Below are 21,500 nucleotides of genomic sequence, written 5' to 3'. Positions count from 1 at the left end.
GGAACGTCAATGTTTTCCTCCGAACGCTTGAAGGGTATCGACGTGTTTGTCTGCGTCTCGGAGCACGGCAGCTTCGCGGCGGCGGCCGAGAAAATGAACCTGACGGCCTCTGCCATCAGTAAAAGCATCGCCAGGTTGGAAAAACGCTTGGGCGCCCGACTGTTTCAACGGACGACGCGTACACTGGCGCTGACCGACGCGGGCACGGCGTTCCTGCGTACGTGCACCGGGGTGCTGGCCGACCTGGAAGAGGCCGAGTTGTCACTGCACAGCGAAAGTACCGGGCCGCGCGGGCGAGTGCGCATTGACCTGCCAGGCCCATTCGGTCGCACGCAGGTACTGCCGATCCTGCTGCCCTGGATGAATGAGCATCCGTTGCTGGTGCCGCACATATCCTTCTGCGATGGGTTGGTAGACCCATTCCAGGCTGGCGTCGACATCGTGGTTCGTATCGGCAATGCGGATGTTTGGCCGCAGACGGTAGGGCACAGGCTGCTCGCGCGCGAGCGGCACGTGTTTTGTGCATCGCCTGCGTACCTGGCTCGCCATGGCACGCCGTTGTCAGAGGGCGACCTTGAGCACCATCAATGCATTGCCTACGGCTGGGTTGACGGACGCATCAGCCCTTGGCGGTACACCAGCGAGCAGGGCGTGACGCAGCATAGGCAAGTTACGCCGCAACTGGTGGTGGGCAATGGCGATGGACTGGTGATGGCTGCACGGGCGGGCTGCGGCATCGTCCAGTTACCCTCGTGGCTGATTGAGCAGCAGCTACAAGAAGGGGCACTGGTTGAGGTGCTGCCGCACCTGGCGACTGAAGGGTTTGAGGTCACCTTGGCCTGGGTCAAAAGCCGTCAAGCACAGCCCAAGGTTCGCGTAGTGCTTGAGGCATTGGTGGCGGGGCTGAGTGACTTTGAATGAGTCGGGCCAATCGGTGGAGTCAACTGAAGGCGGTCGGAACGCTATAACGAAAAAACCCGCCAATAAGGCGGGTTTTAAAGGGTTCCACGGACTTTGCTGGCTGCCAGTGGAACAAAAGATGGTGCCCGAAGCCGGAATCGAACCGGCACGCCCTTACGAGCGGGGGATTTTAAGTCCCATGCGTCTACCAGTTTCGCCATTCGGGCGGCAGCGCGGTGCAGCAGGGTTGGGAATATATAGACCCACGCGCTTGGATGCAAGGTCGAAGCTTGAGTTTATCGCATTCATGCAAAGCTGAAAAAGCTTGTAGGATCAGTGATCTACACCGGAAACCTGGCGCTGTGGGGAGGTTCTTGATACCGGCCGAAACGCTCCTGCCAAGAACTGACACGGGTGTGAAATAGAGTGAGGTTTCACTTTCAAGCCAGGTTCACTCATGAAATTCGCCTCCGTCCGTCTCGTTACCCAGCAATTTGAGCAACTCCTCCAGTTCTATCAAAAGCTTTCTACCCTTGAACCCCGGCATCTCGCGGAGGGCTTTGCTGAGGTGCATTTTGATGGCGTCGTCTTGGCGATCAGCGATGAGCGTTTGATCCGCCTGCATAACCACGGGCTAGCCGTTGCGGCGAGCAACCGCTCGGCGATCCTGGAGTTTCAAGTGGAGGAGGTGGAGGCCGTCGTGCTGCGGGTCAGCAGCGTGAACGTGGTAATGCCCGCGACGAAAATGCCATGGGGTAACACGTCCGCGCTGCTCCAGGACCCAGATCAGAACTGGGTGAATATTTTTTCAAAGCCCGAATAGGTCAGGCGCTCAGACAAATGGCTGACCGCTGAAACCGCGTGGCAAACGCTGCAACCCAGGCAGGTCGGTGAGGCGTTGTGTCCAGGCGCTGCGCCAGTCGCTGGCAGTGTGGGTGCGGGCTTTGCGCGCGGAGCGGCGCGCGGCATTGCGCTGGGTGCGGCGCGCCTCTTTGTAGGCGTCGGTATTGCGGCAGGTACGGCATTTGACCCGGTTCAGCTCAGTGCTGGAGGTGAGGTTGCTGCCGTGATGGCCGCAGGCTAAATGCCCGGCGACCTTGAAGTGAGTGACCATGTAAGCGTCTCCTTCTTATGGGGGTACGCGCCGCCAAAAGCAGTGGTTGCGCGCGAGCAGGGCGGGGCAATTAACCCCGGCGCCTTATGGTTACGACCCCAGGCGTGGCGCAGCGTTCGGTTTTGCACTTACATGGGTTCACGCTACCCTGTGCCGCCACACTCATAAAAAGGAATGAATGATGAGCGTCGAAACCCTGCCGCTGGAAGGCAGTTGCCGCTGTAACCGTGTGCGTTTCAGTGTCAGCCTGCCGCCGGTGATCACCATGGCGTGCCATTGCAGCGGCTGCCAGAAAATGACCGCCAGCGCCTTCTCCCTCAGCGCCCTGATTCCCGCCAGCGGCTTCACCGTGACCCAAGGCTGCCCGGTGATTGGCGGTTTGCACGGTGTGGATCGCCATTATTGCTGCCCGCACTGCATGAGCTGGCTGTTTACGCGGCCCCATGGCATCGACGAGTTCGTCAACGTGCGTGCTGCCTTGCTGGATAATGCCCACGACTACGTGCCGTTTATGGAAACCTGGACCAGTGAAAAGCTGCCGTGGGCCGCCACGCCCGCCGTCGAAAGCTTTGCACAATTACCTGCGCCGCAAGACTTCCCACGCTTGATGCAGGCCTACACCGCGTTCAACGCGCGCTGAGTTCAGTCAATCAGCGCCAGCAGGTCGGTATCGCCCACGTCCACGCCCGCCTGGGTCAGCAACGTGGTTGCCTGGCCTCGGTGGTGAGTCTGGTGGTTGAAAAAATGCACCAGCAGGCCGAAGAACGGCTTGGTGTTCGCCACGCCGCGCATGTTGTGGTAGTTGAGGTGTTGATCCAGGTCGGGCTCGCGCAGGCTCTGGGCCCAGTCGATGATGAGTCGATCCAGCCAGGTGCGATGGGCTGACAGCTCGCGGATATCGGCAAAGGCCAGCCGCTTGAGGTCGGTGGGTGTGGCAATCACACTTAATGGCGCCAGCGCCGAAAAGCCTGCCGGGTGCTGGGCGAAGCGCTTGAGCCAGACGGTATCACCGAGCGCCAGATGATTGAGGGTGCCGAGAATCGAGCCGAAGAATGCCTGCCGATCCGCCTCTAATTCATTGTCTGTCAGCTTGTCAGCGGCGGCGTAGACCTTGCGGTTCATCCACTGGTTGTAGTTGGCCATCAACGCGATGTGTTCAATGCGGTTCACGTGTGTGCTCTCTCAATGGCGCGATGTCGCCATCATAAAGCGTGCCCGCCCGGCGGTCATGGTGTTCCACTGGCAGCGGGCTATGGTTGTTGAATGCCAATATTGCGCCTTCGGAGGGTGACACCATGAACACCAGCAATCTACTCGAACAGCTGTTGCGTGCCGGGCAGCAAGGCGGCGCCGCCTCAGGCGCAGGGTTAGGCGGGCTGCTCGGCGGTTTATTGAAAGGCACCAGCACCGGTAACGCCTCGGCGGGTGGTGGCCTGGGTGGGTTATTGGGTGGCCTCGGCGGTTTGTTGGGTGGCGCACCGGCCAGTGGTACGACGCAGGCGCGCTCCGGGGGGATGAACTACGCGGCGCTGGCGTCGTTGGGGATGGCGGCCTTTCAGGCGTACCAGGCCTGGCAACGCCAGCAGGCGACGGCGCCGCAGCAAGCCATCCAGACGGTGGACCAGCTGCAAGGCCCCGAAGCTGAAGCGCATAGTCATGCGTTGTTGCGTGCACTCATCGCAGCGGCCAAGGCGGATGGCAAGATCGATGAGCAGGAGCAGCAGATGATCTCTACCGAGCTCGGCCGCCACACCGATGACCCGCAGCTGCAGCAGTGGCTCGATGCTGAAGTCGCCAAGCCGCTGGATGCAGCGGATTTCGCTGAGTATGCGAAAGATCCTGCGGTGGCTTCGGAGGTCTACCTGGCCAGCGTGATGCTGGTGAACGATCAACAGGATGCAGAGCGTAGTTACCTGGATGACCTGGCAGGGCAGTTGCAGATCGACCCGCAGCTGCAACTGCAGCTGGAGCAGCAGGCTAAAGCTTAGAGTGGCGACAGCAAAAGCAGAGCAGCACCATCGCTAACTGAATGTAATGAGATCCAGATGTGGGAGCGGGCTTGCTCGCGAATGCAGTGGGGCAGTTACAAATGAGCTGACTGACCCAACGCATTCGCGAGCAAGCCCGCTCCCACAGGTTGTCCGAGTCAAACTAGAAACGCACCGTAGCACCGGTAGTCAGCCACTGGTTGCGGTCCCCGCTCAAGCTTTGCCCAACCACCACATCCACATCAACCAGTTGGCCTATATGGAAGCGCGGCCCGGCCTGCCAGGCTTGGTCGCCGCCTTCCTGGCCGTAGCGCTCACCTATCAGTGTCAACGCATCCGCCAGTTGATACTCGAACCCGGTCCCCCACGTCAGCCGGTGATTCTGCTCACCGCCGTTATAGGCATGTGTCCAACCGCCATTAATGTTCAGACGCAATGCTTCGACGGGTTGCCAAGTCAACGGCACGTTCAAATCTGCGCCATCAAACGCATGGTGGCGGTCCAACGCAAAATGCGACGTTGCCGAAACCGCCAGCTGCAGCCCCACGTCATCGCGTGACCACACCTGGGCCTTCACTTGCGGGCTGACCTGCGTTTCGGCATCGCCTGCATTGCTGGCGCGCGCGAGTGCGGCGCTCCATTGCACGGAGGGCAGTGCGCCAAAGGTGCAGGCCGGGTTCAAGGTCTGGTTATGGATGTTGCCTTGGTGCCGATCGGCCGTGTACCAGCCGTCCACATTGCATTCGCCCGGCGCGTTGACCGCGCCGTCGTCAACCACATAAGCACCTCCGGCCGCGTGGGCCTTGGAAAACAGCGCGATGAGCAAAACAAGGCCCAGGGTCACGCCGATAAACGTCAGGTTACGTTGCAGTGCACGCCGCTTGGCCGGTGGCAACAGCAACAGGCTATGGCGGGCGCCGCGATAGTGACGCGCGCGGTATTTGGCAAACCCATCGTTGCGAAGAGGCGTGTGTTTTTTGTGCATGATGCACCTCGCTTGAATTCAGCTTTCTACGGTCAGCACCGAAATGCCGCTGGCTTTGGCCTGGCAGACCAACTCCGAGGTGTCGTCACCACCCGGCAGGGCGATGACCACGTCGGGGCGGCTGTCGGCCAGCATGAAATGGTTGCGCTGGCGTTCCGCCTGCTTGCCGTGGCGTTGCCAATTGGGCGGGTAGCGCACCACGTCGATGCCGATTTCCCGCGCCCATTCCTCAACGTCACTGCCCAGGAATTGGTTGCCACCGTGAATCAATACCTGCACCGGGCGCAGGCGGTGGTAGGCGTCCAGCACTTGGCGGGACTTTTTGGTGTCGGCGTAATGACGACCTGCACAGATCAAGACGCGCATATTCGAAATCCTTGTGTTGCACGGTGGCGGCCGGGCGACCGCTACCGTTTAAACGGCGGGGGTGATCAGTACCACTGCTTGAAGCGGCGGATGTAGATCGTTTTCATCAGTTGAGCCACGCAGCAGTAGGCGAGCAGGGTGCCGACCAACCATGGGAAGTACGCCAGCGGCAGCGGCTCCAGGCCCACCAGGGTGCCCAGCGGCGAGAACGGCACGTAGATCCCCAGCCCGATGACGATGGCGGTCATCATCAACACTGGCCAGGCGGCCGTGCTCTGGAAGAATGGGATCTTGCGGGTGCGCAGCATGTGCACCACCAGGGTTTGCGAGAGCAGCCCTTCGATAAACCAGCCGGACTGGAACAGGGTCTGCATTTCCACACTGTTGGCGCTGAACACGTACCACATCAGTGCAAAGGTGGTGATGTCGAAGATCGACGAGGTCGGCCCGATCCAGATCATGAAGCGGCCAATGTTTTTCGCATCCCACTTGCGTGGTTTGGCCAGGTATTCCTTGTCCATCTTGTCCCACGGCAAGGCCAGCTGGGAGATGTCGTACATCAGGTTTTGCAGCAGCAGGTGGATCGCCAGCATTGGCATGAACGGAATGAACGCACTGGCTACCAGCACCGAGAACACGTTGCCGAAGTTGGAACTGGCGGTCATGTTCAGGTACTTCATGATATTGCCGAAGGTTTCGCGGCCCTTGAGCACGCCTTCTTCCAGCACCATCAGGCTCTTTTCCAGCAGGATGATGTCGGCCGATTCCTTGGCGATGTCCGTGCCGCTGTCCACCGAGATACCCACGTCGGCATCGCGCAGCGCTGGCGCATCGTTGATGCCGTCACCGAGGAAGCCGACGGTGTGGCCGTTGGCTTGCAGTGCCTTGAGCACGCGGGATTTCTGCAGCGGCGTCAGCTTGGCGAATACCGTGCGTTCTTCCACGCGGCGCATCAGGGTCGCGTCGTCCATTGCTTCGATTTCAAAGCCCAGCAGCGGCAGGCCTGGCTCGAGGCCAACCTGGCGGCAGATCTTGCTGGTGACCACAGCGTTGTCGCCAGTCAGCACTTTCACCGCCACGCCGATTTGTTGCAGCGCCGCAATCGCCGGGCCTGCAGTTTCCTTCGGTGGATCCAGGAAGGTCAGGAAACCCTGGATGATCAGGTTGCGCTCATCGGCCGTGGTGTATTGCTGGCGCGCCAAGGATTTAGGGATGTTGCGGGTGGCGACCACCAGCACACGGAAACCGTCTTCGTTGTAGTCGTTGGCCAGCGCCAGCAGCTCGTTACGGCGGCGATCATCCAGCGGCACCGCAGCACCATCTTCCATCACATGGGTGGAAATGCTCAGCATTTCTTCGACGGCGCCCTTGCACACCAGCAACTGGTCGCCGGCAGCGTCCTTGACCACGATCGACAGGCGACGGCGCACGAAGTCGAACGGCAATTCGTCGACCTTGCTGTAGGCAAATGGCAGCTGGAACTTGGGGTTGTGTTCCGAGAACTGCACCACGGCCTGGTCCATCAGGTTCTTCATGCCGCTCTGGTGGTAGCTGTTCAGCCAGGCCAGGGACAGCACCGCATCATCACGTTGGCCGAAGGCGTTGACGTGGTGTTCGAGGATGATTTTGTCCTGGGTCAGAGTGCCGGTCTTGTCGGTGCACAGCACGTCCATCGAGCCGAAGTTTTGGATCGCATTCAGGCGTTTGACCACCACTTTGCGCTTGGCCATGGCGGTAGCGCCCTTGGCCAGGTTGGCGCTGACGATCATCGGCAGCATTTCCGGGGTCAGGCCCACGGCCACCGCCAGGGCAAACAGGAACGCATCGCCCCAGTCGCCTTTGGAGAAGCCATTGAGCAGGAATACGATGGGCACCATCACCAGCATGAAACGGATCAACAGCCAGCTGACGCTGTTCACGCCACGGTCGAACGCCGTTTGTACCCGCGAGCCGACAATCGCTTTGGCCAGCGAGCCAAAGTAGGTGCGCGGCCCGGTGGCGACCACCACGGCTTTGGCGCGTCCGCTGACCACGTTAGTGCCCATGAAGCAGATGTTCGGCAGGTCCAGCAGGTTGCCTTGGTCGGCGGCCAGCGAGGAGGCGGATTTCTGCGTGACGTCGCCCAGTGTGTCGTACTTTTCGACCGGCAAGGCTTCGCCGGTCAGCACGGCCTGGCTGATAAACAGGTCGCGGGATTCGATCAGACGGATATCGGCCGGGATCATGTCGCCGGCTGACAGCTGCACGATATCGCCGGCCACCAGCTCGCGCATCGGCACTTCGCGCAGCGTTGGTTGCGCGCCGACGTGCTCACGGCGCAGCACAGTGGCAGTGGTGCGCACCATGGCTTTGAGGGCTTCGGCGGATTTGGCCGAGCGGTGTTCCTGCCAGAAGCGCAGCAGGCTGCTGAGCAGGACCATGGTCATGATGATGATGACTTTGGTCAGGTCGACTTCTTCACCGGCCTGCAACGGCAGCCAGTAGTCGGTGACAAAGCTGATGCCGGCCAGGGTCAGCAGCACATAGATGAAGGGGTTGTTCAGTGCCTGCAGGAACTGGACGATGGCGTGAGGCGGCTTGTCATGGGCCACTTCGTTATAGCCTTCGCGTTGCAGGCGCGCCGAGGCGTCCAGTTCGGTCAGGCCATCCTGGGTGGCGCGCACATTGGCAAGGGTGGCCTGCAGGCCATTCTGGGCTTCACGGGCGGCACGCATCGACAGTTTGGTGTCGGTTGCAGTGCCATTTTTCTTGTGCAAAGGCGTGTTTTTTACGGCGCTCATTGTCTGTACTCCTGTCGCCAATTCTCGACAAAACATACCCGGTACTTACCTGAATACAGGCGAGCGAAAGCATGCCGAGCCGCGGACTTCGCGATCGGTTTAAATAAGGTGTTCACATAACTTTTACAGGGCCCGCCAAACGCGCGTTAGTTAACTAACGCGCAGCGGGCCACTACTGGACTTGTTCATAAAGAACTCCAGGCTATTGATCAGGAAGTTGCTGTTTCCAGCCGGTTTAAGCGGCGCGCATACTCAGGTAAACACCGAGCAGCAGGCTGGCTTGAGCCAGTGTGGAAACCTGGGGTCTCTGCGGGTCTTGAGGGTCGGCGTGGTCCCAGTGCTGCAGCAGTTGGCCGCTGGCAGGGCAGATACGCCAGCGCGCCAGCACAGGGGTCGGGCGCGCTTGGTCTTTACTGGCTTGAGGGAGGGGTGCAGCAAAGGTGCCCCGGGTAGGCGAGAAGCCTACTGGCTCACGGCACAGCTTGGCGCGCAGGGCTGCCGCTCGCGTACGTACATCTGGCAAAACTAAAAGTTGGAAGGTCATAACACACCTCGGGACCGGACGGGCGACCGGTGAGGCAGTTACGGTGGAGCATCAAGCTCTAGCGCAGCTTACCGGACCTGGAAGGCGAGTCCTGTCATATTCTGGGTTTGGCGCCCGATGCCCGCGTTAGCGGTGCTCGGACAGCGACTAGATACTGTGTCCATTGGCTTCTTTTGTGAGGTTTAAAAAAGGCCCCAGTTGCGGGCACGGGCAATCTACTCAGACGGTTACAAAATGTCAACGCATGATTAATTAAATTAACCCGTGTTCAGAGTTCATTCAGACAAGCCGCACAGCAACTTCCGGGGTATATAACTTCATATACCTTGTGTTGCAAGAACGGCCAGATAGATCAATACCACGCCACACGCACCGTAACTGATGCGCTGCCACAGCGGTGATGCGTTCTTGCGTAACAGATTGACCAGCGCCGCTATCAGAAAACACGAGAGCACTGACGCCAGCATGAAGCCCGCAAAAAACATCAGAGTTTGCCCATGGCTCGGTGTGGCGCCGACGATACCCGACAAGGCGCTGCCGAGTGCGCCCCAGTAAACAATGTTCTTCGGGTTGGCCAAGGAAATGGCCGCGCCCACCGCCAGCGCATTCTGCCCGGAACTGGCCGGTGCGGTGCCCGCTTGGGGCAAGTGCCAGGCGTCGAGCAAACTGCGCACGCCCAGCCAGGCCAGGTAAAGCGCGCAGACGGCAGTCAGCGGCACCCGCACGGCATCATGCGCAATCAGCAGGGCGATACCGGTGAGGCCGATCACCGCCCAGACCGCGTCACCCACCAGCGAGCCGATCTGCACCAGCAAGGCTGGGGTAAAACCGTGGAGCAACCCACGGCGTAAGGTTTCCGCCAGCACTGCGCCGGGTGAGAGGCAAAACACAAAGCCGAAGACCAGCGCGTAAAAAAAGATCGTCAACATGCCCGCGTTCCTTCAGAAGATGCGCGCAGTGTGCCAGTGAGTGGTGCGGCCGTCTTGAACCAGATTGCGCAATTCAGCGTTTGAACACGCTTTGATAGCGCCCGGGGGTGGTGCCATAGGCGGCGCGAAAGTGTCGATTGAGGTGGCTCTGGTCGGCAAAGCCCAGGTCATGGGCGACGTCGCTGGCCGAGACGCCGTTGCGCAACAGGCCCTTGGCACGGCAGGTGCGCAGTTGCATTGCCCATTGCCTGGTGCTCAACCCGGTTTCTTTCTGAAAGGCGCGCAACAGGTGGAACTTGGACAGGCCCAGCTCGTTGCCCAGTGGGTCCAGCGGCGGCGACTGGTGCAGTTGCGAAGCGAGCAATTCCTGGGCGCGGCTGATCAGGCTTTTGCCAATTTTCGCCACGCGGGGCAGGCGCACACCGCTGACGCCGATCACGCATTCATCATGGCTGTGGCGGGCAAAGGTCAGGCCGGTGCAGGTTGTACTGCTGACTTCGTAATTGCCCAGCCAGGCGTGTTGAATGGCGCTCATCGCTATAGCTCGGTTACAGGATAGGCATGAGCATACGCCGGCAGCGTGGGTCAGATCGACCGTTGATTGACGCGCTGCGACAGCTCGGCAGCGCTTTCCTTGCGCTGCGAGTAGCGGTCGACCAGGTCCGGGCGCTCGCGCAGCAACAGGGTGAACTTCACCAGTTCTTCCATCACATCGACGACACGGTCATAGAGCGCCGACGGCTTCATGCGGTCCTGGTCATCGAACTCCATGAATGCCTTGGGCACCGAGGATTGATTGGGGATGGTGAACATGCGCATCCAACGGCCCAGCACGCGCAGTTGGTTGACGGTGTTGAAAGATTGCGAACCGCCGGACACCTGCATCACCGCCAAGGTCTTGCCTTGGGTGGGCCGAACAGCGCCCAGGGCCAGCGGCACCCAATCGAGTTGTGCCTTGAACACGGCCGACATCGAGCCGTGCCGTTCCGGCGAGCACCACACCTGGCCTTCGGACCATTGCATCAGGTCCAACAGCTCCTGGACTTTGGGGTGATCGTTGGGCGCATCGTCCGGCAGCGGCAGGCCCGATGGATTGAAAATTTGCGTGTCGGCGCCGAAGTGACGCAACAGGCGCGCGGCTTCTTCCACCAGCAAGCGGCTGAATGAACGGGGCCGCGTGGAGCCGTACAGCAACAGAATGCGCGGCGCGTGCGCGGGGCCGGTGTGCAGCGGCGTTGAAAGGGTTGTATCCAGACTGGGCAGGGTGGTCATCAGCGTCTCCGGTCACATCCGCGCAATGCGGTCGAGTTCAGCCTTCAGTTCAATCGGGCCGAGGCGGGCAAAGGGCAGCGCAAAAAACGCCTGGCAGCGAGTGGCGATGATGTTGAGGGTGGCGTTAAAAGCGGCCTCGACGCGGGTGTCGTCACCGTGCAGTTCAGAGGGGTCTTCCAACCCCCAGTGCGCCTTCAATGCCGGCCCGAAATACACCGGGCAGGCTTCGCCGGCAGCCTTGTCGCACACGGTGATGACCACGTCCGGCGGGCTGCCTTCAAAGGCTTCATTGCCCTTGCTGTACAAACCTTCGGTGCTGATGCCCGCCGCCTGCAGCGTGCTCAGGCTGCGCGGCAGGACCTGGCCCTTGGGAAAGCTGCCGGAACTGATCGCTTCGAAGCCTTTCGGCGCCAAGTGGTTGAACACCGCTTCGGACAAGATGCTGCGACAGCTGTTGGCGGTACACATGAACAGGACTTTCATTGCAGTCTCTCCGTCAGATACTCAGGCGCAAGGCGAGCGCCGCGAGGGTGATTAACAGCACCGGCAAGGTCAGCACAATGCCAACCTTGAAGTAGTAACCCCAAGTGATGGTGATGCCCTTGCGCGCAAGGATGTGCAGCCATAACAAGGTGGCCAGGCTACCGATAGGGGTGATTTTCGGGCCCAGGTCACTGCCGATCACATTGGCGTAGATCATCGCGTCCTTGACCACGCCCGCGGCATGGCTGGACTCGATGGACAGTGCGCCGATCAGCACCGTGGGCAAGTTGTTCATCGCCGACGACAGCAGCGCCGTCAGCACGCCGGTGCCCATGGCCGCGCCCCACACGCCGTAGGTGGCGAAGGTGTCGAGCCAGGTGGCCAGGTAGGTGGTCAAGCCAGCGTTACGCAGGCCGTAGACCACCAGGTACATGCCCAGGGAAAAGATCACGATCTGCCACGGCGCTTCTTTGAGCACTTTGCGCGTGGAAATCGTGTGGCCCTTGGCGGCGATCACTAGAAGCAATACGGCGCACACGGCAGAAATCGCGCTGATGGGAATGCCCAGCGGCTCCAGGGCGAAACAGCCGACCAGCAGAATACCGAGCACCCACCAACCGGCACGGAACGTCGCGCGGTCGTGGATGGCGCTGGCCGGGTCTTCGAGGTCGGCCGGGTCGTAGGCCTCTGGAATGTCACGGCGGAAAAACCACAGCAGCACCGCCAGGGTTGCTGCAACGCTGACGAAGTTCACCGGCACCATCACTGCGGCGTATTCGTTGAAGCCGATCTTGAAGTAGTCCGCCGAGACGATGTTGACCAGGTTCGACACCACCAGCGGCAAGCTCGCCGTGTCGGCGATAAACCCCGCGCCCATCACGAAGGCCAGGGTCGCCGCCGGGGAAAAGCGCAGGGCCAGCAGCATCGACATCACGATCGGTGTGAGGATCAACGCCGCACCGTCGTTGGCAAACAATGCCGAGACCAGGGCGCCGAGCAGCACCATATAAGCGAACAACCGTCGGCCACGCCCACGGCCCCAACGTGCCACATGCAGCGCGGTCCAGGCGAAGAACCCGGCTTCATCAAGCAACAGGCTGATGATGATCAGCGCAACAAAAGTGCCGGTGGCGTTCCAGATGATGTGCCACACCACCGGGATATCGGCCAGGCTGATCACACCGCACGCCAGGGCGAGGATCGCGCCCATCGTTGCACTCCAACCGACCCCAAGGCCTTTGGGCTGCCAGATGACCAGGACAATGGTGAAGATAAAAATCGCAATCGCGACAAGCATGAATAAACGCTCCGATGGCTCAGCAGCAGGTGCTGGCCCGTTGTGGTCTGTCGCCCATTGCATCAAGACGCAGTGCGTCGTTCTGCAACCATGGCTGGTTGGCTTGCAAGGTGGTGCCCAGCACGTCTGTCACCCAGGCGGGCAGTGCCGGATTGATGCGGTAATAGACCCATTGGCCCTGGCGACGATCCAGCAATAGCCCGCAGCTGCGCAGTTGCGCCAGGTGGCGAGAGATTTTTGGCTGGCTGTCGTCCAGAGCATGGATCAGCTCGCACACGCAAAGTTCGCCCTCGCGCAGGATCAACAGTGCCAATCGCGTTCGCGTGGCATCTGCCAGGCATTTGAACAGTGTGGGAGGGGTGAAGAGGTCTGACATAATCAAGGTCTTTGTACATATGGTTATCCGAATATACCGATACACATATATGTAGGTCAAATCCTGAATTCGATTGACATGGATCAAATCCCCGCAAATCGACCACAAGTGACTGAAATTAAAATGAAACACGAATGTCCTAAAGTGCCTGCCCATTGCTGATGAAGGAAGAACCCGCGTGACCCGTGCCACTCGCAACCTGCGCAAGACCCTCGATTCCGTCGCGGACAATAACGAAACCGCGGCGTTTGACCTGATGCGTGCCGTCGAAAAACTCGGCGATGAAGTGCTGCGCCAACGCCTGCTCAACACCATTCACCGGCTCAACCAGGATGCCCATGAGCTGCGCGAAGCGCGTGACTCGGTGGAGCAGGTCTCGGTAAAGCTCGCCTGAGCACGATCGTTCAAGACAAGCCCTTTATGACGCTGGCATGCTTGTCGACTGTCTGTCGATGAGCCGTCTCCATGCCTACAGCCTTACCTCATTACGCCTTCGGTCGCGGCGCTATCGCCGTTATCCCCTTGTCCCTGGCCTGTGCGCCTTGGGGGCTGCTCGCCGGTTCCATGGCCATTGACGCGCAATTTACCCCGCTGCAAGCCCAAGGGTTGTCCGCCATCGTATTCGCCGGTGCCGCGCAGTTGGTCGCCATCGGTATGGTCAAGAGTGGCGCCAGCCTGATTTCGATTGTGTTGACCACGCTGCTGCTGACTTCCCAGCACTTGCTTTATGGCATGCATATGCGCTCGACGCTGTCGTCGCTCAATGCGCGCTGGCGCATGAGCTTGGGTTTTTTGCTGACTGACGAATTTTTTGCGCTGGTTAATCACTATGACCGTGAGACCTTCAACCGCTGGTATGCACTGGGCGTCGGCCTGACGTTTTATATCATCTGGAACCTGTTTACCTTGGCCGGTATTGTGCTGGGCAAAAGCATTCCCGGCCTTGATCAGTTGGGGTTGGAGTTCTCGATTGCGGCGACGTTTATTGCGTTGATCACGCCGGTGGTGCGTGATGTGCCCACGGTGGTGTGTGTGGCGGTTTCGTTGTTTTGCTCGGTGTGGTTGAGTTACTTGCACTGGGAATCGGCGGTGGTGGTCTCGGGTGTGCTGGGGATGAGCGCGGGGTTTGCCTGCAAGCGGCTGGGGGTAGGGCAGCGATGATCTACGTGATGATTGTGGCGATGGGGCTGGTGGTGTTTTTTAACCGCTATGTGTTTATTGAACCTCGTCTGCCTGTGCGTCTGAACCGCGGGGCGCGGGAGTTTCTTGGGTTTGCGGTGCCGGGGATGCTGACCGCGATTTGTGGGCCGATTATTTTTCTCGCGGATCATCGGTTGAATTTGAGTTTGGCTAATCCTTACTTGGTGGCGGGTGTTTGTGCGGTGGCGTTGATGTTCTGGACGCGCAGTGTGTTGATTACTGTGCTGCTGAGTATGGGGTTGTTTTATTTGTTTCGTTGGTGGGTTTGATACGCAGGTCTCGTTGGGTTTTGGGGGCATATGGGGGCATATCCGTTGCTGCGGTAACGGCTTCGTATGGTTCCGCTCTTACAGCGGGTCACTTTTGGCAAACGCCCGGAATGCCGGCCCAGCCAAAAGTAACCAAAAGGTCTTTGCCCCACCACTCGGTGCCTCGCCTAGGCTCGGCATGCCAGAACGAAGGCCCGGTTCCGCGGGTCGCCGCGATGGGCCATCCCTGGCCCAGCGCGGCTAAACCGGCATCCCTGCCGGTTTACCCGCTCCACCGCGCCTACGTTCGGCCATCGTGGTTAACGGGGCCTGTCAGATCAAGATCAAAATCTACAGCACGGCGGCCTAGTAGCCGACCTGAGTGGTTGAAGCAAAAGCAGGGCAACAGCAGAGCAAAAACAGATCAAAAGCAGAGCTGCTTTTCTGTGGGAGCTGGCTTGCCTGCGATGCAGACACCTCGGTACATCAGGCATACCCAGGTGATGCTTTCGCAGGCAAGCCAGCTCCCACATTTGACCGAGTACACACATCTACCTGATGTACTGAGCTCAAATGTGGGAGCACGGCGGCCTAGTAGCCGACCTGAGTGGTTGAAGCAAAAGCAGGGCAACAGCACAGCAAAAACAGATCAGAAGCAGAGCTGCTTTTCTGTGGGAGCTGGCTTGCCTGCGATGCAGACACCTCGGTACATCAGGTACACCGATTTGATGCCTTCGCAGCGGTTCGGCGGTCCGACAAGCCAGCTCCCACATTTGACCGAGTCACACACATCCACCTGATGTACTGAGCTCCAAAATGTGGGAGCGGGCTTGCTCGCGAATGGGGTGGGTCAGCCACCAAATGCATCAACTGACACACCGCCATCGCGAGCAAGCTCCCTCCCACATTTAACCCAGTTCAGTTTCCAGGATCAGGTCGGCTGTCAGGCTGCCTCGCTTTTGCTTTTGATCTAACCACTCAGGTCGGCTACTAGGCCGCCGTGCTGTAGATTTTGATCTTGATCTTAGGCGCCCCGTTAAACCACGCTGGCCGAACGCAGGTATTACGGAGCGGGTAAACCGGCAGGGATGCCGGTTTAGCCGCGACGGGGCAGGGACGGCCCGTCGCGGCGGCCCGCGGAGTAATGCCGGAGAGAGGGCACACCGAGCCGGAGGCGAGGTGCCGAGTGGTGGGGCAAGAGCCTTTTGGTTACTTTTGGGCTCTTTTCAAAAGTGACCCGCTGTAAGAGCGGAACCGATACCCGCCATCACCCAAACAACGGATATGTACGCAATCCAACCCAACCCCAAGGCAAAAAAAAGCCCGCGGGAGGGCGGGCAGAAGGGAGACTTCTTAAAAATGAGCCTGCCAACTATAGGCAGCACAACCTCCCTTCACAGTGAAACTAAATTCATTCGGCAGCAGCTGACGCCTTCTTCTTGGCTTTGGCCTCAGCCGCCAGGCATTCCAGCGCGAACTGCTCGGTGTAGGTCATCTGGATCGGCGTGCTTTCGCCTTTCACGGTACGCGCGCCATCAAGGATGTAACGGATACGCTTGTCGGTAACGCCGATGCGCTTGGCGATCCACGTGGGCGTCTGGCCGATGCGGCTGATCAGCTTGTCGGCGTAGTCGGTGGAAGGGTTGTAGCGTTCGGCGTTGGGGGTCATCGGTTTTCCAGGTGCAAACGAGGTCGTAAGTAGGCGCCAGGGTGACGTAATAATCCTTGGGTGTCGCCTGCAAATGGTAGAGTCGCGGTTTTTCCAAGGAAGCGATGGCATGCGAAAGCTGGTAATTGGCGCATTGGTGGTGGCAGCACTGTCCGGTTGCGCGGGTTCGAAAATGAAAGAGGCGCGCACCGGCACGCCTTACAAGACCCTGGCGTCGGAGAAGGCCCCACTGGTGGTTGCCCAATGCATCCAGTTCGGTTGGCAGGATGAGACCGTATTCGGCGTTGACGCCGGCGGCTTCAAGGAGCCGATCGAAGCCGGCGGTTATACGGTGTACACCACCGGCGGCGACTATTTCGTCGACGTGCGCAGCGCGGGTGCCGGTTCTACCGTGAATTACTTCGCGGGCCAGGATTCGATGCCGGCAAAACGTCGTTTGGCCGCACTCGCGACCTGTCTGTAGGCTGTCGCCTAAGCGTTTTTCGGAAATGCCTGGCGGGACAGCCGCCGGGCATTCGCTTATCATTCCTCCCGCTCGCTCGACGTGATGGCTCTTTACCAGTACACGGACGTCGAGGCCGAAACGTCGGGCGGGCCTCTTTTGTTCCTTATCGCGGCATGTAACCCAAGTGCCAGCGCCGGGGAATCTTCAGCGACACCAACCCCAGCAACGCGGCCAATGCGCCACTGACCAGCAGCGCCTTGAGGCCGAGCTGATGCTCCAACAGTGCGCCAATCACCGCACCGACAAACATCCCCGCCCACGGGATCAGTTGCACCCGCCAGCCATTGCGCCGCTCTCCGAGTATCCAGCGGCCCAGCCCGCGACCAAAGCGTGACAGCGCCCCGGTCACATAGGTCAGGCCCACCGGCAAACCGTTGACCTCTTCTACCGCCGCATTGAGCATGCCCATGGCAATGATCGCCGCGAGCAACGCCGGCAATGTATCGGCAAACGGCCACAAGGCCGCGCCGCATAACAAGGCCGCAATGCACAACAGCAAGGGCAGCGCATGCCGCCTGGCGATGCGGCTGACCACCACGCCCAACGCGTTGCCGACCACGAACATCGCGATCAGCAACAACAACCGCCCCGTAAGGCCCAAGTCCCCCGCGCCAATTGCCACCGCCAGCCGCGTGGTATTACCGCTCATGAACGAGACAAAATCGCCACTGGCCATAAAACCAATGGCGTCGGTCATGCCGGCCAGCACGGAAAGACTGGCCACCAACATCAAACCGACCCGGCCGCGCCAACGTTGCCGATGAGCCAGGGCGGCATTGGCGTAAGGTTTGCGCGATGCAGGCAGCATGGGGCCGGGCTCCTTGGTGAGATTATTCGGCCACCACCGTAGGACGCTTTGAGCGTGCGCGCAATGACCTCAGACACATGCCAGCCTCCAGCCCCGACTTTGCCAGGTTAAAACGTGCGTCGGCCTGATCGCCTGCACAAACGCCTCGTCATGGGACACCACCACCATCGCCCCGGTAAAACCCTGCAACGCCTGTTCAAAGGCCTGCACGGATTCCAGGTCCAGGTGGTTGGTGGGCTCATCCAGCAACAGCAGTTGGGCCGGGACTTTGCGCCACAAGGCAATCGCCATCGCCGCTTTTAAGCGTTCGCCGCCACTCAACTGGTCGGTGGGTTGAGTCACGCGCATTGCGTCCAGTTGCAACAAGGCCAGGCGCGTGCGCAGTTCGCCTTCGGCCAGCGGTGTGTCGAGCCGGTTGAGCTGTTCGACGATGCTGCGTTCGTCCTCCAATAGCGCCAAGTGTTGATCGATATAAGCGCTGGGTACTTGCACGGAGCATTCGCCGCTGACGGGCTGCCACAGGCCTGCCAGCAGTTTGAGCAGGGTGGATTTGCCGCAGCCGTTCGGCCCGTGCACGGCAACGCGCACCGGGCCCATCAGGTTGAGTGTGAGGTAAGTAGAAGGCGACTGCGGATCCAGCCACGGCAGCTGCGCATGCTCCAAGGTCAGGACGTGGCGACCGTTGGGCACTGCCGAGCCAGGCAAGGCGAGCAGGGTGGGCGTTTCGTCGACGACGCGTTCGTAGGCCTGACGCACCTGCACATCAAGCTCGTTTTTATACGCGCGGTGTGCACTGCGCGCGGTGCTGACAATTTCCGTGGCGGCGCCTTTCCAGCGGGCTTTGGTGAACCGATCGACGTTGGCGGTCTCGGCATGCTTGCGTGAGCGGGCGGCGTTGCGTTGCAAACTGTCGTGGTCTTTTTGCAGGCGCTTGTGCTCGCGGCTACGTTGCAGGCGCGCGTGCTCAAGGGCTGCAACGCCAGCCTGCTGCTCGGTGTTGCGTTGCAGGCGGTAGGCATCGTAATTGCCGCCATACGCGCGCGCGCCGAGGGGCGACAGCTCGAGGATGCGGCCCATGGTGTTGAGCAATTGCCGATCATGGCTGACCACCACCAAGCCGCCGTGCCAGCCTGCCAGTACCCGCAACAGCCAATCACGGCCGTCGCTGTCGAGGTGGTTGGTGGGCTCATCGAGAATCAGCAACTGCGGTTCGGTCAACAGTGCACCGATCACCGCGACCCTGGCCAATTGGCCGCCGCTGAGCTGTTTGGCCGGTGTATCCGCATCCAGGTGTGGCAAGCCTGCGGCGCCCAGTGCGGTGCGCAGGCGTTCGGCAAGGTCCCAGCGATCGTCGATCAGCGCCAGGTCGTCCACCCGCGCTTCGCCCCGAGCCATGCGTGCAAGTGCGGCCAACACGTTGGCGGTGCCGGTGACATCGGCGATGGTTTCGCCCGGTTGAACCGCCACTGCCTGGGCGACGTAAGCCACGCTGGCTGAGCGCTTCAGCGTGCCGGAAGAGGGCGCCAGCACCCCGGCAATCAATTTGGCGAGGATGCTTTTACCGCGACCATTACGGCCGACAATCCCGGTGGGCGTGTGATCAATCGACAGGTTGAGGTCTTTCAGCAAGGTGTCGCCATTGGCGAACTGGAAAGATACGTGTTGCAGAGAAACGAGTACGGGCAGCCGGTTGACGTCAGTCATCAGCACCTCCAAAAAAATGTCGAACAGGCCAACAAGCGCGCCAGGCGGCTCGTTGCAGTTACATTTTGGAAGGCTTAGTTGTTCACGTCGGCGGTCATCCCGGGAGTCAGAAGGGACGCAGAGGCTAACCCACCTTGGCGTTCTTCGGCAAGTCGGCGGCCAACTGCTCGAGGAACATCGCCAGTGCGACTTCTTCGGCTTTCAAGCCCTTGCGCACCCGTGGCTTGGGCAGCCTGGACAGCTGGCCCAGGCTGAAATGCTCCAGTACGGCCGGGTGGATATAGCACTTGCGGCACACCGCCGGGGTATTGCCCAGTTGCTTGGCGACGTCTTGGACCGTTGCTACCACGTGCCGCTTGGCATCGGATTCCGGCTGCCATTCCAGTTCGCGCAACACGGCCAAGGCGAGGGCGGTGCCGGCCCAGGTGCGGTAATCCTTGGCGGTGAAATCGGCGCCCGTCAGGCTGTGCAAGTAGGCGTTGACGTCGTGGGAACTGACGGTATGCCGCTCACCGTCTTCATCCAGGTACTGAAACAGGTTTTGCCCAGGCAGCTCCAGGCAGCGCTTGACCACCGTGGCCAGGCGCCGGTCCTTGACGCTGATCTGATGCTCCACGCCACTCTTGCCGCGAAACTGGAATTGGATCTCGCTGCCCTTGATCTCCACATGGCGGGTGCGCAAGGTGGTCAGCCCGTAGGATTTGTTGTCCCGCGCGTACTGGGTATTGCCGACGCGAATCAGCGTGGCGTCCAGCAGCATCACCACCGTGGCCAACACTTTGTCCCGGGTGAAACCGGGTTCGGCGATTTGTGCTTCTAATTTCGCGCGCAATTTTGGCAAGGCATTACCGAACTCTTGCAGGCGTGAGTACTTGTCGCTGTCACGCACTTCACGCCAGCGCGGGTGGTAACGGTATTGCTTGCGACCGCGTGCATCGCGGCCAGTAGCTTGCAGATGGCCAAGCGGGTCGGCGCAGATCCACACGTCGGTGTAGGCGGGCGGTACAGCCAGTGAGTTCAGGCGTTTGATCTCGTCGGCATCGGTGATGCCTACACCTTTGGCGTCGAAATACTGGAACTTGCCGCGCAGCTTTTTGCGGCGGATACCCGGTTGGGTGTCGTCTACGTAATGCAGGTCGCGGGGCAGGTCGGCAAGCAGTGCGGAGTCGGGCATGGTGCAAATTCCTTGGCGGTAATCAGGCCGGTATGTCTGATTGACCGCAGGGTTTTGCATGGGTGCCAAATAGTTATGCGAGTACGGCTACCGCCTTGATTTGCGCCCACAGCCTCAGACCGGGCTGCAGTTGCAGTTGGTCGCGGGAGAACCGCGTAATGCGCGCCAGCAGCGGCGTGCCGCCAACGTCCAGGCGCACCAGCACATGGGCATTGTTATCCGCAGAAGTCTCCTGGGTAACCGTCACCGGCAGGCGATTGAGGATGCTGCTGGGTTCTTGCCCATACAAGCTGAGGCTGACATCTCGGGCCTGCACCTTGATGCGCAGCGGCTTGCCCACTGCCAGCGGCGCGTGCGCCACGCGTATCTGCAACGGGCTGTCGGGCAATTGCAGTGTGAGCAATTGATAGTGCTCATCGTAGGCACTGACCGTGCCATTGATCACCACGCCGGCGTCGTCACCCAAGGCCATCGGCAGGTCGAGCCGGGCGAGGGTTTCACCAATGGGCCCGCTGGCAAGGGCTTTGCCGTCGCTGAGCAAGACGATGTGATCGGCCAGCCGCGCCACTTCGTCCTGGGCGTGGCTGACGTACAGCATGGGTATGTCCAGTTCATCGTGCAGGCGTTCGAGGTACGGCAAAATCTCGCTTTTGCGTTTGCTGTCCAGGGCCGCCAGCGGTTCATCCATCAACAACAATTGCGGGCTGGTGAGCAGCGCGCGGGCGATGCCAATGCGCTGGCGCTCACCGCCGGACAAGTGCTGCGGGTGGCGCTCAAGCAGGTGGCCGATACCCAGCAGTTCGGTGGCGTGGGCCATGTCCACCCGACGAAGCTTGCGTGGAATACGCTTGAGGCCAAACTCCAGATTGGCGCGCACTGACAGATGGGGAAACAGGCTCGCTTCCTGGAACACATAACCCAGCGCGCGCTTGTGCGGCGGCACAAACAGGCCCTTGCGGCTGTCTTGCCAGACCTCATCGTTGATCTGCACAAAGCCGTCCTCGGCCTGCTCCAGCCCGGCGATGCAGCGCAGGCAGGTGGTTTTGCCCGAACCGGAATGCCCGTACAACGCGGTCACGCCACGGCCGGGTAAATTCAACGCCACATCCAACGCAAAGCCGGAGTAATTCAGTTGCAGGCGTATATCAATCATCGCGA

General features: G+C 60.4%; 25 protein-coding genes and 1 tRNA gene. 8 read left to right on the top strand and 18 right to left on the bottom strand.

Features of this window, described 5'->3' with window-relative positions; translation table 11 throughout:
* Positions 1-9 precede the first annotated feature (9 nt).
* Positions 10-921 (top strand): LysR family transcriptional regulator, encoded by a 912-nt coding sequence (locus tag ACA065_RS16040; protein ID WP_497690515.1) that lies wholly within the window; start codon positions 10-12, stop codon positions 919-921.
* A 119-nt stretch (positions 922-1,040) separates the two neighbouring features.
* Here the strand turns inward: ACA065_RS16040 and ACA065_RS16035 are convergent.
* A tRNA-Leu gene (locus tag ACA065_RS16035) sits at positions 1,041-1,127 on the bottom strand.
* A gap of 230 nt (positions 1,128-1,357) precedes the next feature.
* Here ACA065_RS16035 and ACA065_RS16030 point away from each other — a divergent pair.
* Complete coding sequence (locus ACA065_RS16030; protein WP_497690514.1) at positions 1,358-1,723, top strand: VOC family protein; 366 nt, start codon at positions 1,358-1,360, stop codon at positions 1,721-1,723.
* Positions 1,724-1,732: 9 nt separating this feature from the next.
* Here ACA065_RS16030 and ACA065_RS16025 read toward each other — a convergent pair whose 3' ends face one another.
* Entirely contained in the window at positions 1,733-2,014 is a 282-nt protein-coding gene (locus tag ACA065_RS16025) for a hypothetical protein (protein ID WP_497690513.1), read from the bottom strand.
* Positions 2,015-2,195: 181 nt separating this feature from the next.
* Between ACA065_RS16025 and ACA065_RS16020 the strand changes: the two genes are divergently transcribed.
* Positions 2,196-2,654, top strand: coding sequence for a GFA family protein (locus tag ACA065_RS16020; RefSeq protein ID WP_497690512.1), 459 nt, complete (start codon positions 2,196-2,198; stop codon positions 2,652-2,654).
* A gap of 2 nt (positions 2,655-2,656) precedes the next feature.
* On the opposite strand, the gene ACA065_RS16015 is transcribed toward ACA065_RS16020, so the two are convergent.
* Positions 2,657-3,184, bottom strand: coding sequence for a DinB family protein (locus ACA065_RS16015; protein WP_497690511.1), 528 nt, complete (start codon positions 3,182-3,184; stop codon positions 2,657-2,659).
* A 125-nt stretch (positions 3,185-3,309) separates the two neighbouring features.
* Between ACA065_RS16015 and ACA065_RS16010 the strand changes: the two genes are divergently transcribed.
* Entirely contained in the window at positions 3,310-4,002 is a 693-nt protein-coding gene (locus ACA065_RS16010) for a DUF533 domain-containing protein (protein WP_497690510.1), read from the top strand.
* 163 nt (positions 4,003-4,165) lie between these two features.
* On the opposite strand, the gene ACA065_RS16005 is transcribed toward ACA065_RS16010, so the two are convergent.
* From ACA065_RS16005 to ACA065_RS15960, 10 genes are all read right to left on the bottom strand, one after another.
* Complete coding sequence (locus ACA065_RS16005; RefSeq protein ID WP_497690509.1) at positions 4,166-4,987, bottom strand: PA4824 family protein; 822 nt, start codon at positions 4,985-4,987, stop codon at positions 4,166-4,168.
* An 18-nt stretch (positions 4,988-5,005) separates the two neighbouring features.
* Positions 5,006-5,353: a DUF2493 domain-containing protein gene (locus ACA065_RS16000; protein WP_083358296.1), complete on the bottom strand. Its 348-nt coding sequence runs from the start codon at positions 5,351-5,353 to the stop codon at positions 5,006-5,008.
* A gap of 65 nt (positions 5,354-5,418) precedes the next feature.
* On the bottom strand, positions 5,419-8,133 hold the full coding sequence (gene mgtA, locus ACA065_RS15995; protein WP_497690508.1) for a magnesium-translocating P-type ATPase: 2,715 nt from the start codon (positions 8,131-8,133) through the stop codon (positions 5,419-5,421).
* Positions 8,134-8,368: 235 nt separating this feature from the next.
* On the bottom strand, positions 8,369-8,677 hold the full coding sequence (locus tag ACA065_RS15990) for a hypothetical protein (protein WP_497690507.1): 309 nt from the start codon (positions 8,675-8,677) through the stop codon (positions 8,369-8,371).
* 317 nt (positions 8,678-8,994) lie between these two features.
* Entirely contained in the window at positions 8,995-9,606 is a 612-nt protein-coding gene (locus ACA065_RS15985; RefSeq protein ID WP_497690506.1) for a LysE family transporter, read from the bottom strand.
* Positions 9,607-9,679: 73 nt separating this feature from the next.
* Entirely contained in the window at positions 9,680-10,141 is a 462-nt protein-coding gene (locus tag ACA065_RS15980; RefSeq protein ID WP_497690505.1) for a helix-turn-helix transcriptional regulator, read from the bottom strand.
* A gap of 50 nt (positions 10,142-10,191) precedes the next feature.
* On the bottom strand, positions 10,192-10,878 hold the full coding sequence (gene arsH / locus ACA065_RS15975; RefSeq protein WP_497690504.1) for an arsenical resistance protein ArsH: 687 nt from the start codon (positions 10,876-10,878) through the stop codon (positions 10,192-10,194).
* Between the two features lie 12 nt (positions 10,879-10,890).
* Positions 10,891-11,361 carry an arsenate reductase ArsC gene (locus ACA065_RS15970; RefSeq protein ID WP_497690503.1) on the bottom strand — a complete coding sequence of 157 codons (471 nt, stop codon included), beginning with the start codon at positions 11,359-11,361 and terminating at the stop codon, positions 10,891-10,893.
* Between the two features lie 13 nt (positions 11,362-11,374).
* A complete protein-coding gene (locus ACA065_RS15965; protein WP_497690502.1) occupies positions 11,375-12,658 on the bottom strand; it encodes an arsenic transporter in 1,284 nt (427 codons plus the stop codon).
* Between the two features lie 19 nt (positions 12,659-12,677).
* Positions 12,678-13,034 (bottom strand): metalloregulator ArsR/SmtB family transcription factor, encoded by a 357-nt coding sequence (locus ACA065_RS15960; RefSeq protein WP_497690501.1) that lies wholly within the window; start codon positions 13,032-13,034, stop codon positions 12,678-12,680.
* Positions 13,035-13,212: 178 nt separating this feature from the next.
* On the opposite strand from ACA065_RS15960, the gene ACA065_RS15955 reads away from it, so the two are divergent.
* The 3 genes from ACA065_RS15955 (at position 13,213) to ACA065_RS15945 (ending at position 14,503) form a co-directional block, all read left to right on the top strand.
* Positions 13,213-13,428, top strand: coding sequence for a hypothetical protein (locus ACA065_RS15955; protein WP_017138831.1), 216 nt, complete (start codon positions 13,213-13,215; stop codon positions 13,426-13,428).
* Positions 13,429-13,499: 71 nt separating this feature from the next.
* Positions 13,500-14,195 carry an AzlC family ABC transporter permease gene (locus tag ACA065_RS15950; protein WP_497690500.1) on the top strand — a complete coding sequence of 232 codons (696 nt, stop codon included), beginning with the start codon at positions 13,500-13,502 and terminating at the stop codon, positions 14,193-14,195.
* On the top strand, positions 14,192-14,503 hold the full coding sequence (locus ACA065_RS15945) for an AzlD domain-containing protein (RefSeq protein ID WP_497690499.1): 312 nt from the start codon (positions 14,192-14,194) through the stop codon (positions 14,501-14,503). The genes ACA065_RS15950 and ACA065_RS15945 overlap by 4 nt, the downstream gene beginning before the upstream one ends.
* Positions 14,504-15,893: 1,390 nt before the next feature.
* Here ACA065_RS15945 and ACA065_RS15940 read toward each other — a convergent pair.
* Positions 15,894-16,151, bottom strand: coding sequence for a hypothetical protein (locus tag ACA065_RS15940; protein WP_497690498.1), 258 nt, complete (start codon positions 16,149-16,151; stop codon positions 15,894-15,896).
* A 109-nt stretch (positions 16,152-16,260) separates the two neighbouring features.
* On the opposite strand from ACA065_RS15940, the gene ACA065_RS15935 reads away from it, so the two are divergent.
* Positions 16,261-16,614, top strand: a complete 354-nt coding sequence (locus ACA065_RS15935) for a hypothetical protein (RefSeq protein WP_497690497.1) — start codon at positions 16,261-16,263, stop codon at positions 16,612-16,614.
* Between the two features lie 145 nt (positions 16,615-16,759).
* Here the strand turns inward: ACA065_RS15935 and ACA065_RS15930 are convergent, their stop codons facing one another.
* The 4 genes from ACA065_RS15930 to modC form a co-directional block, all read right to left on the bottom strand.
* A complete protein-coding gene (locus ACA065_RS15930) occupies positions 16,760-17,464 on the bottom strand; it encodes a YoaK family protein (protein WP_497690496.1) in 705 nt (234 codons plus the stop codon).
* A 69-nt stretch (positions 17,465-17,533) separates the two neighbouring features.
* Positions 17,534-19,168, bottom strand: a complete 1,635-nt coding sequence (locus ACA065_RS15925; RefSeq protein ID WP_497690495.1) for an ABC-F family ATP-binding cassette domain-containing protein — start codon at positions 19,166-19,168, stop codon at positions 17,534-17,536.
* Between the two features lie 124 nt (positions 19,169-19,292).
* On the bottom strand, positions 19,293-20,342 hold the full coding sequence (locus ACA065_RS15920; protein ID WP_497690494.1) for a DNA topoisomerase IB: 1,050 nt from the start codon (positions 20,340-20,342) through the stop codon (positions 19,293-19,295).
* A 73-nt stretch (positions 20,343-20,415) separates the two neighbouring features.
* Positions 20,416-21,495, bottom strand: a complete 1,080-nt coding sequence (modC, locus tag ACA065_RS15915) for a molybdenum ABC transporter ATP-binding protein (RefSeq protein ID WP_497690493.1) — start codon at positions 21,493-21,495, stop codon at positions 20,416-20,418.
* Between the last annotated feature and the right edge of the window lie 5 nt (positions 21,496-21,500).

Source organism: Pseudomonas sp. LBUM1640 (assembly GCF_059716225.1).
This window is presented reverse-complemented; position numbering and strand designations above follow the sequence as displayed.

Coding starts and splice junctions, on each gene's coding strand:
- ACA065_RS16040 (WP_497690515.1), top strand. CDS start 10: ATGTTTTCCTCCGAACGCTTGAAGGGTATCGACGTGTTTGTCTGCGTC.
- ACA065_RS16030 (WP_497690514.1), top strand. CDS start 1,358: ATGAAATTCGCCTCCGTCCGTCTCGTTACCCAGCAATTTGAGCAACTC.
- ACA065_RS16025 (WP_497690513.1), bottom strand. CDS start 2,014: ATGGTCACTCACTTCAAGGTCGCCGGGCATTTAGCCTGCGGCCATCAC.
- ACA065_RS16020 (WP_497690512.1), top strand. CDS start 2,196: ATGAGCGTCGAAACCCTGCCGCTGGAAGGCAGTTGCCGCTGTAACCGT.
- ACA065_RS16010 (WP_497690510.1), top strand. CDS start 3,310: ATGAACACCAGCAATCTACTCGAACAGCTGTTGCGTGCCGGGCAGCAA.
- ACA065_RS16005 (WP_497690509.1), bottom strand. CDS start 4,987: ATGCACAAAAAACACACGCCTCTTCGCAACGATGGGTTTGCCAAATAC.
- ACA065_RS16000 (WP_083358296.1), bottom strand. CDS start 5,353: ATGCGCGTCTTGATCTGTGCAGGTCGTCATTACGCCGACACCAAAAAG.
- mgtA (WP_497690508.1), bottom strand. CDS start 8,133: ATGAGCGCCGTAAAAAACACGCCTTTGCACAAGAAAAATGGCACTGCA.
- ACA065_RS15990 (WP_497690507.1), bottom strand. CDS start 8,677: ATGACCTTCCAACTTTTAGTTTTGCCAGATGTACGTACGCGAGCGGCA.
- ACA065_RS15985 (WP_497690506.1), bottom strand. CDS start 9,606: ATGTTGACGATCTTTTTTTACGCGCTGGTCTTCGGCTTTGTGTTTTGC.
- ACA065_RS15980 (WP_497690505.1), bottom strand. CDS start 10,141: ATGAGCGCCATTCAACACGCCTGGCTGGGCAATTACGAAGTCAGCAGT.
- arsH (WP_497690504.1), bottom strand. CDS start 10,878: ATGACCACCCTGCCCAGTCTGGATACAACCCTTTCAACGCCGCTGCAC.
- ACA065_RS15970 (WP_497690503.1), bottom strand. CDS start 11,361: ATGAAAGTCCTGTTCATGTGTACCGCCAACAGCTGTCGCAGCATCTTG.
- ACA065_RS15965 (WP_497690502.1), bottom strand. CDS start 12,658: ATGCTTGTCGCGATTGCGATTTTTATCTTCACCATTGTCCTGGTCATC.
- ACA065_RS15960 (WP_497690501.1), bottom strand. CDS start 13,034: ATGTCAGACCTCTTCACCCCTCCCACACTGTTCAAATGCCTGGCAGAT.
- ACA065_RS15950 (WP_497690500.1), top strand. CDS start 13,500: ATGCCTACAGCCTTACCTCATTACGCCTTCGGTCGCGGCGCTATCGCC.
- ACA065_RS15945 (WP_497690499.1), top strand. CDS start 14,192: ATGATCTACGTGATGATTGTGGCGATGGGGCTGGTGGTGTTTTTTAAC.
- ACA065_RS15940 (WP_497690498.1), bottom strand. CDS start 16,151: ATGACCCCCAACGCCGAACGCTACAACCCTTCCACCGACTACGCCGAC.
- ACA065_RS15935 (WP_497690497.1), top strand. CDS start 16,261: ATGCGAAAGCTGGTAATTGGCGCATTGGTGGTGGCAGCACTGTCCGGT.
- ACA065_RS15930 (WP_497690496.1), bottom strand. CDS start 17,464: ATGCTGCCTGCATCGCGCAAACCTTACGCCAATGCCGCCCTGGCTCAT.
- ACA065_RS15925 (WP_497690495.1), bottom strand. CDS start 19,168: ATGACTGACGTCAACCGGCTGCCCGTACTCGTTTCTCTGCAACACGTA.
- ACA065_RS15920 (WP_497690494.1), bottom strand. CDS start 20,342: ATGCCCGACTCCGCACTGCTTGCCGACCTGCCCCGCGACCTGCATTAC.
- modC (WP_497690493.1), bottom strand. CDS start 21,495: ATGATTGATATACGCCTGCAACTGAATTACTCCGGCTTTGCGTTGGAT.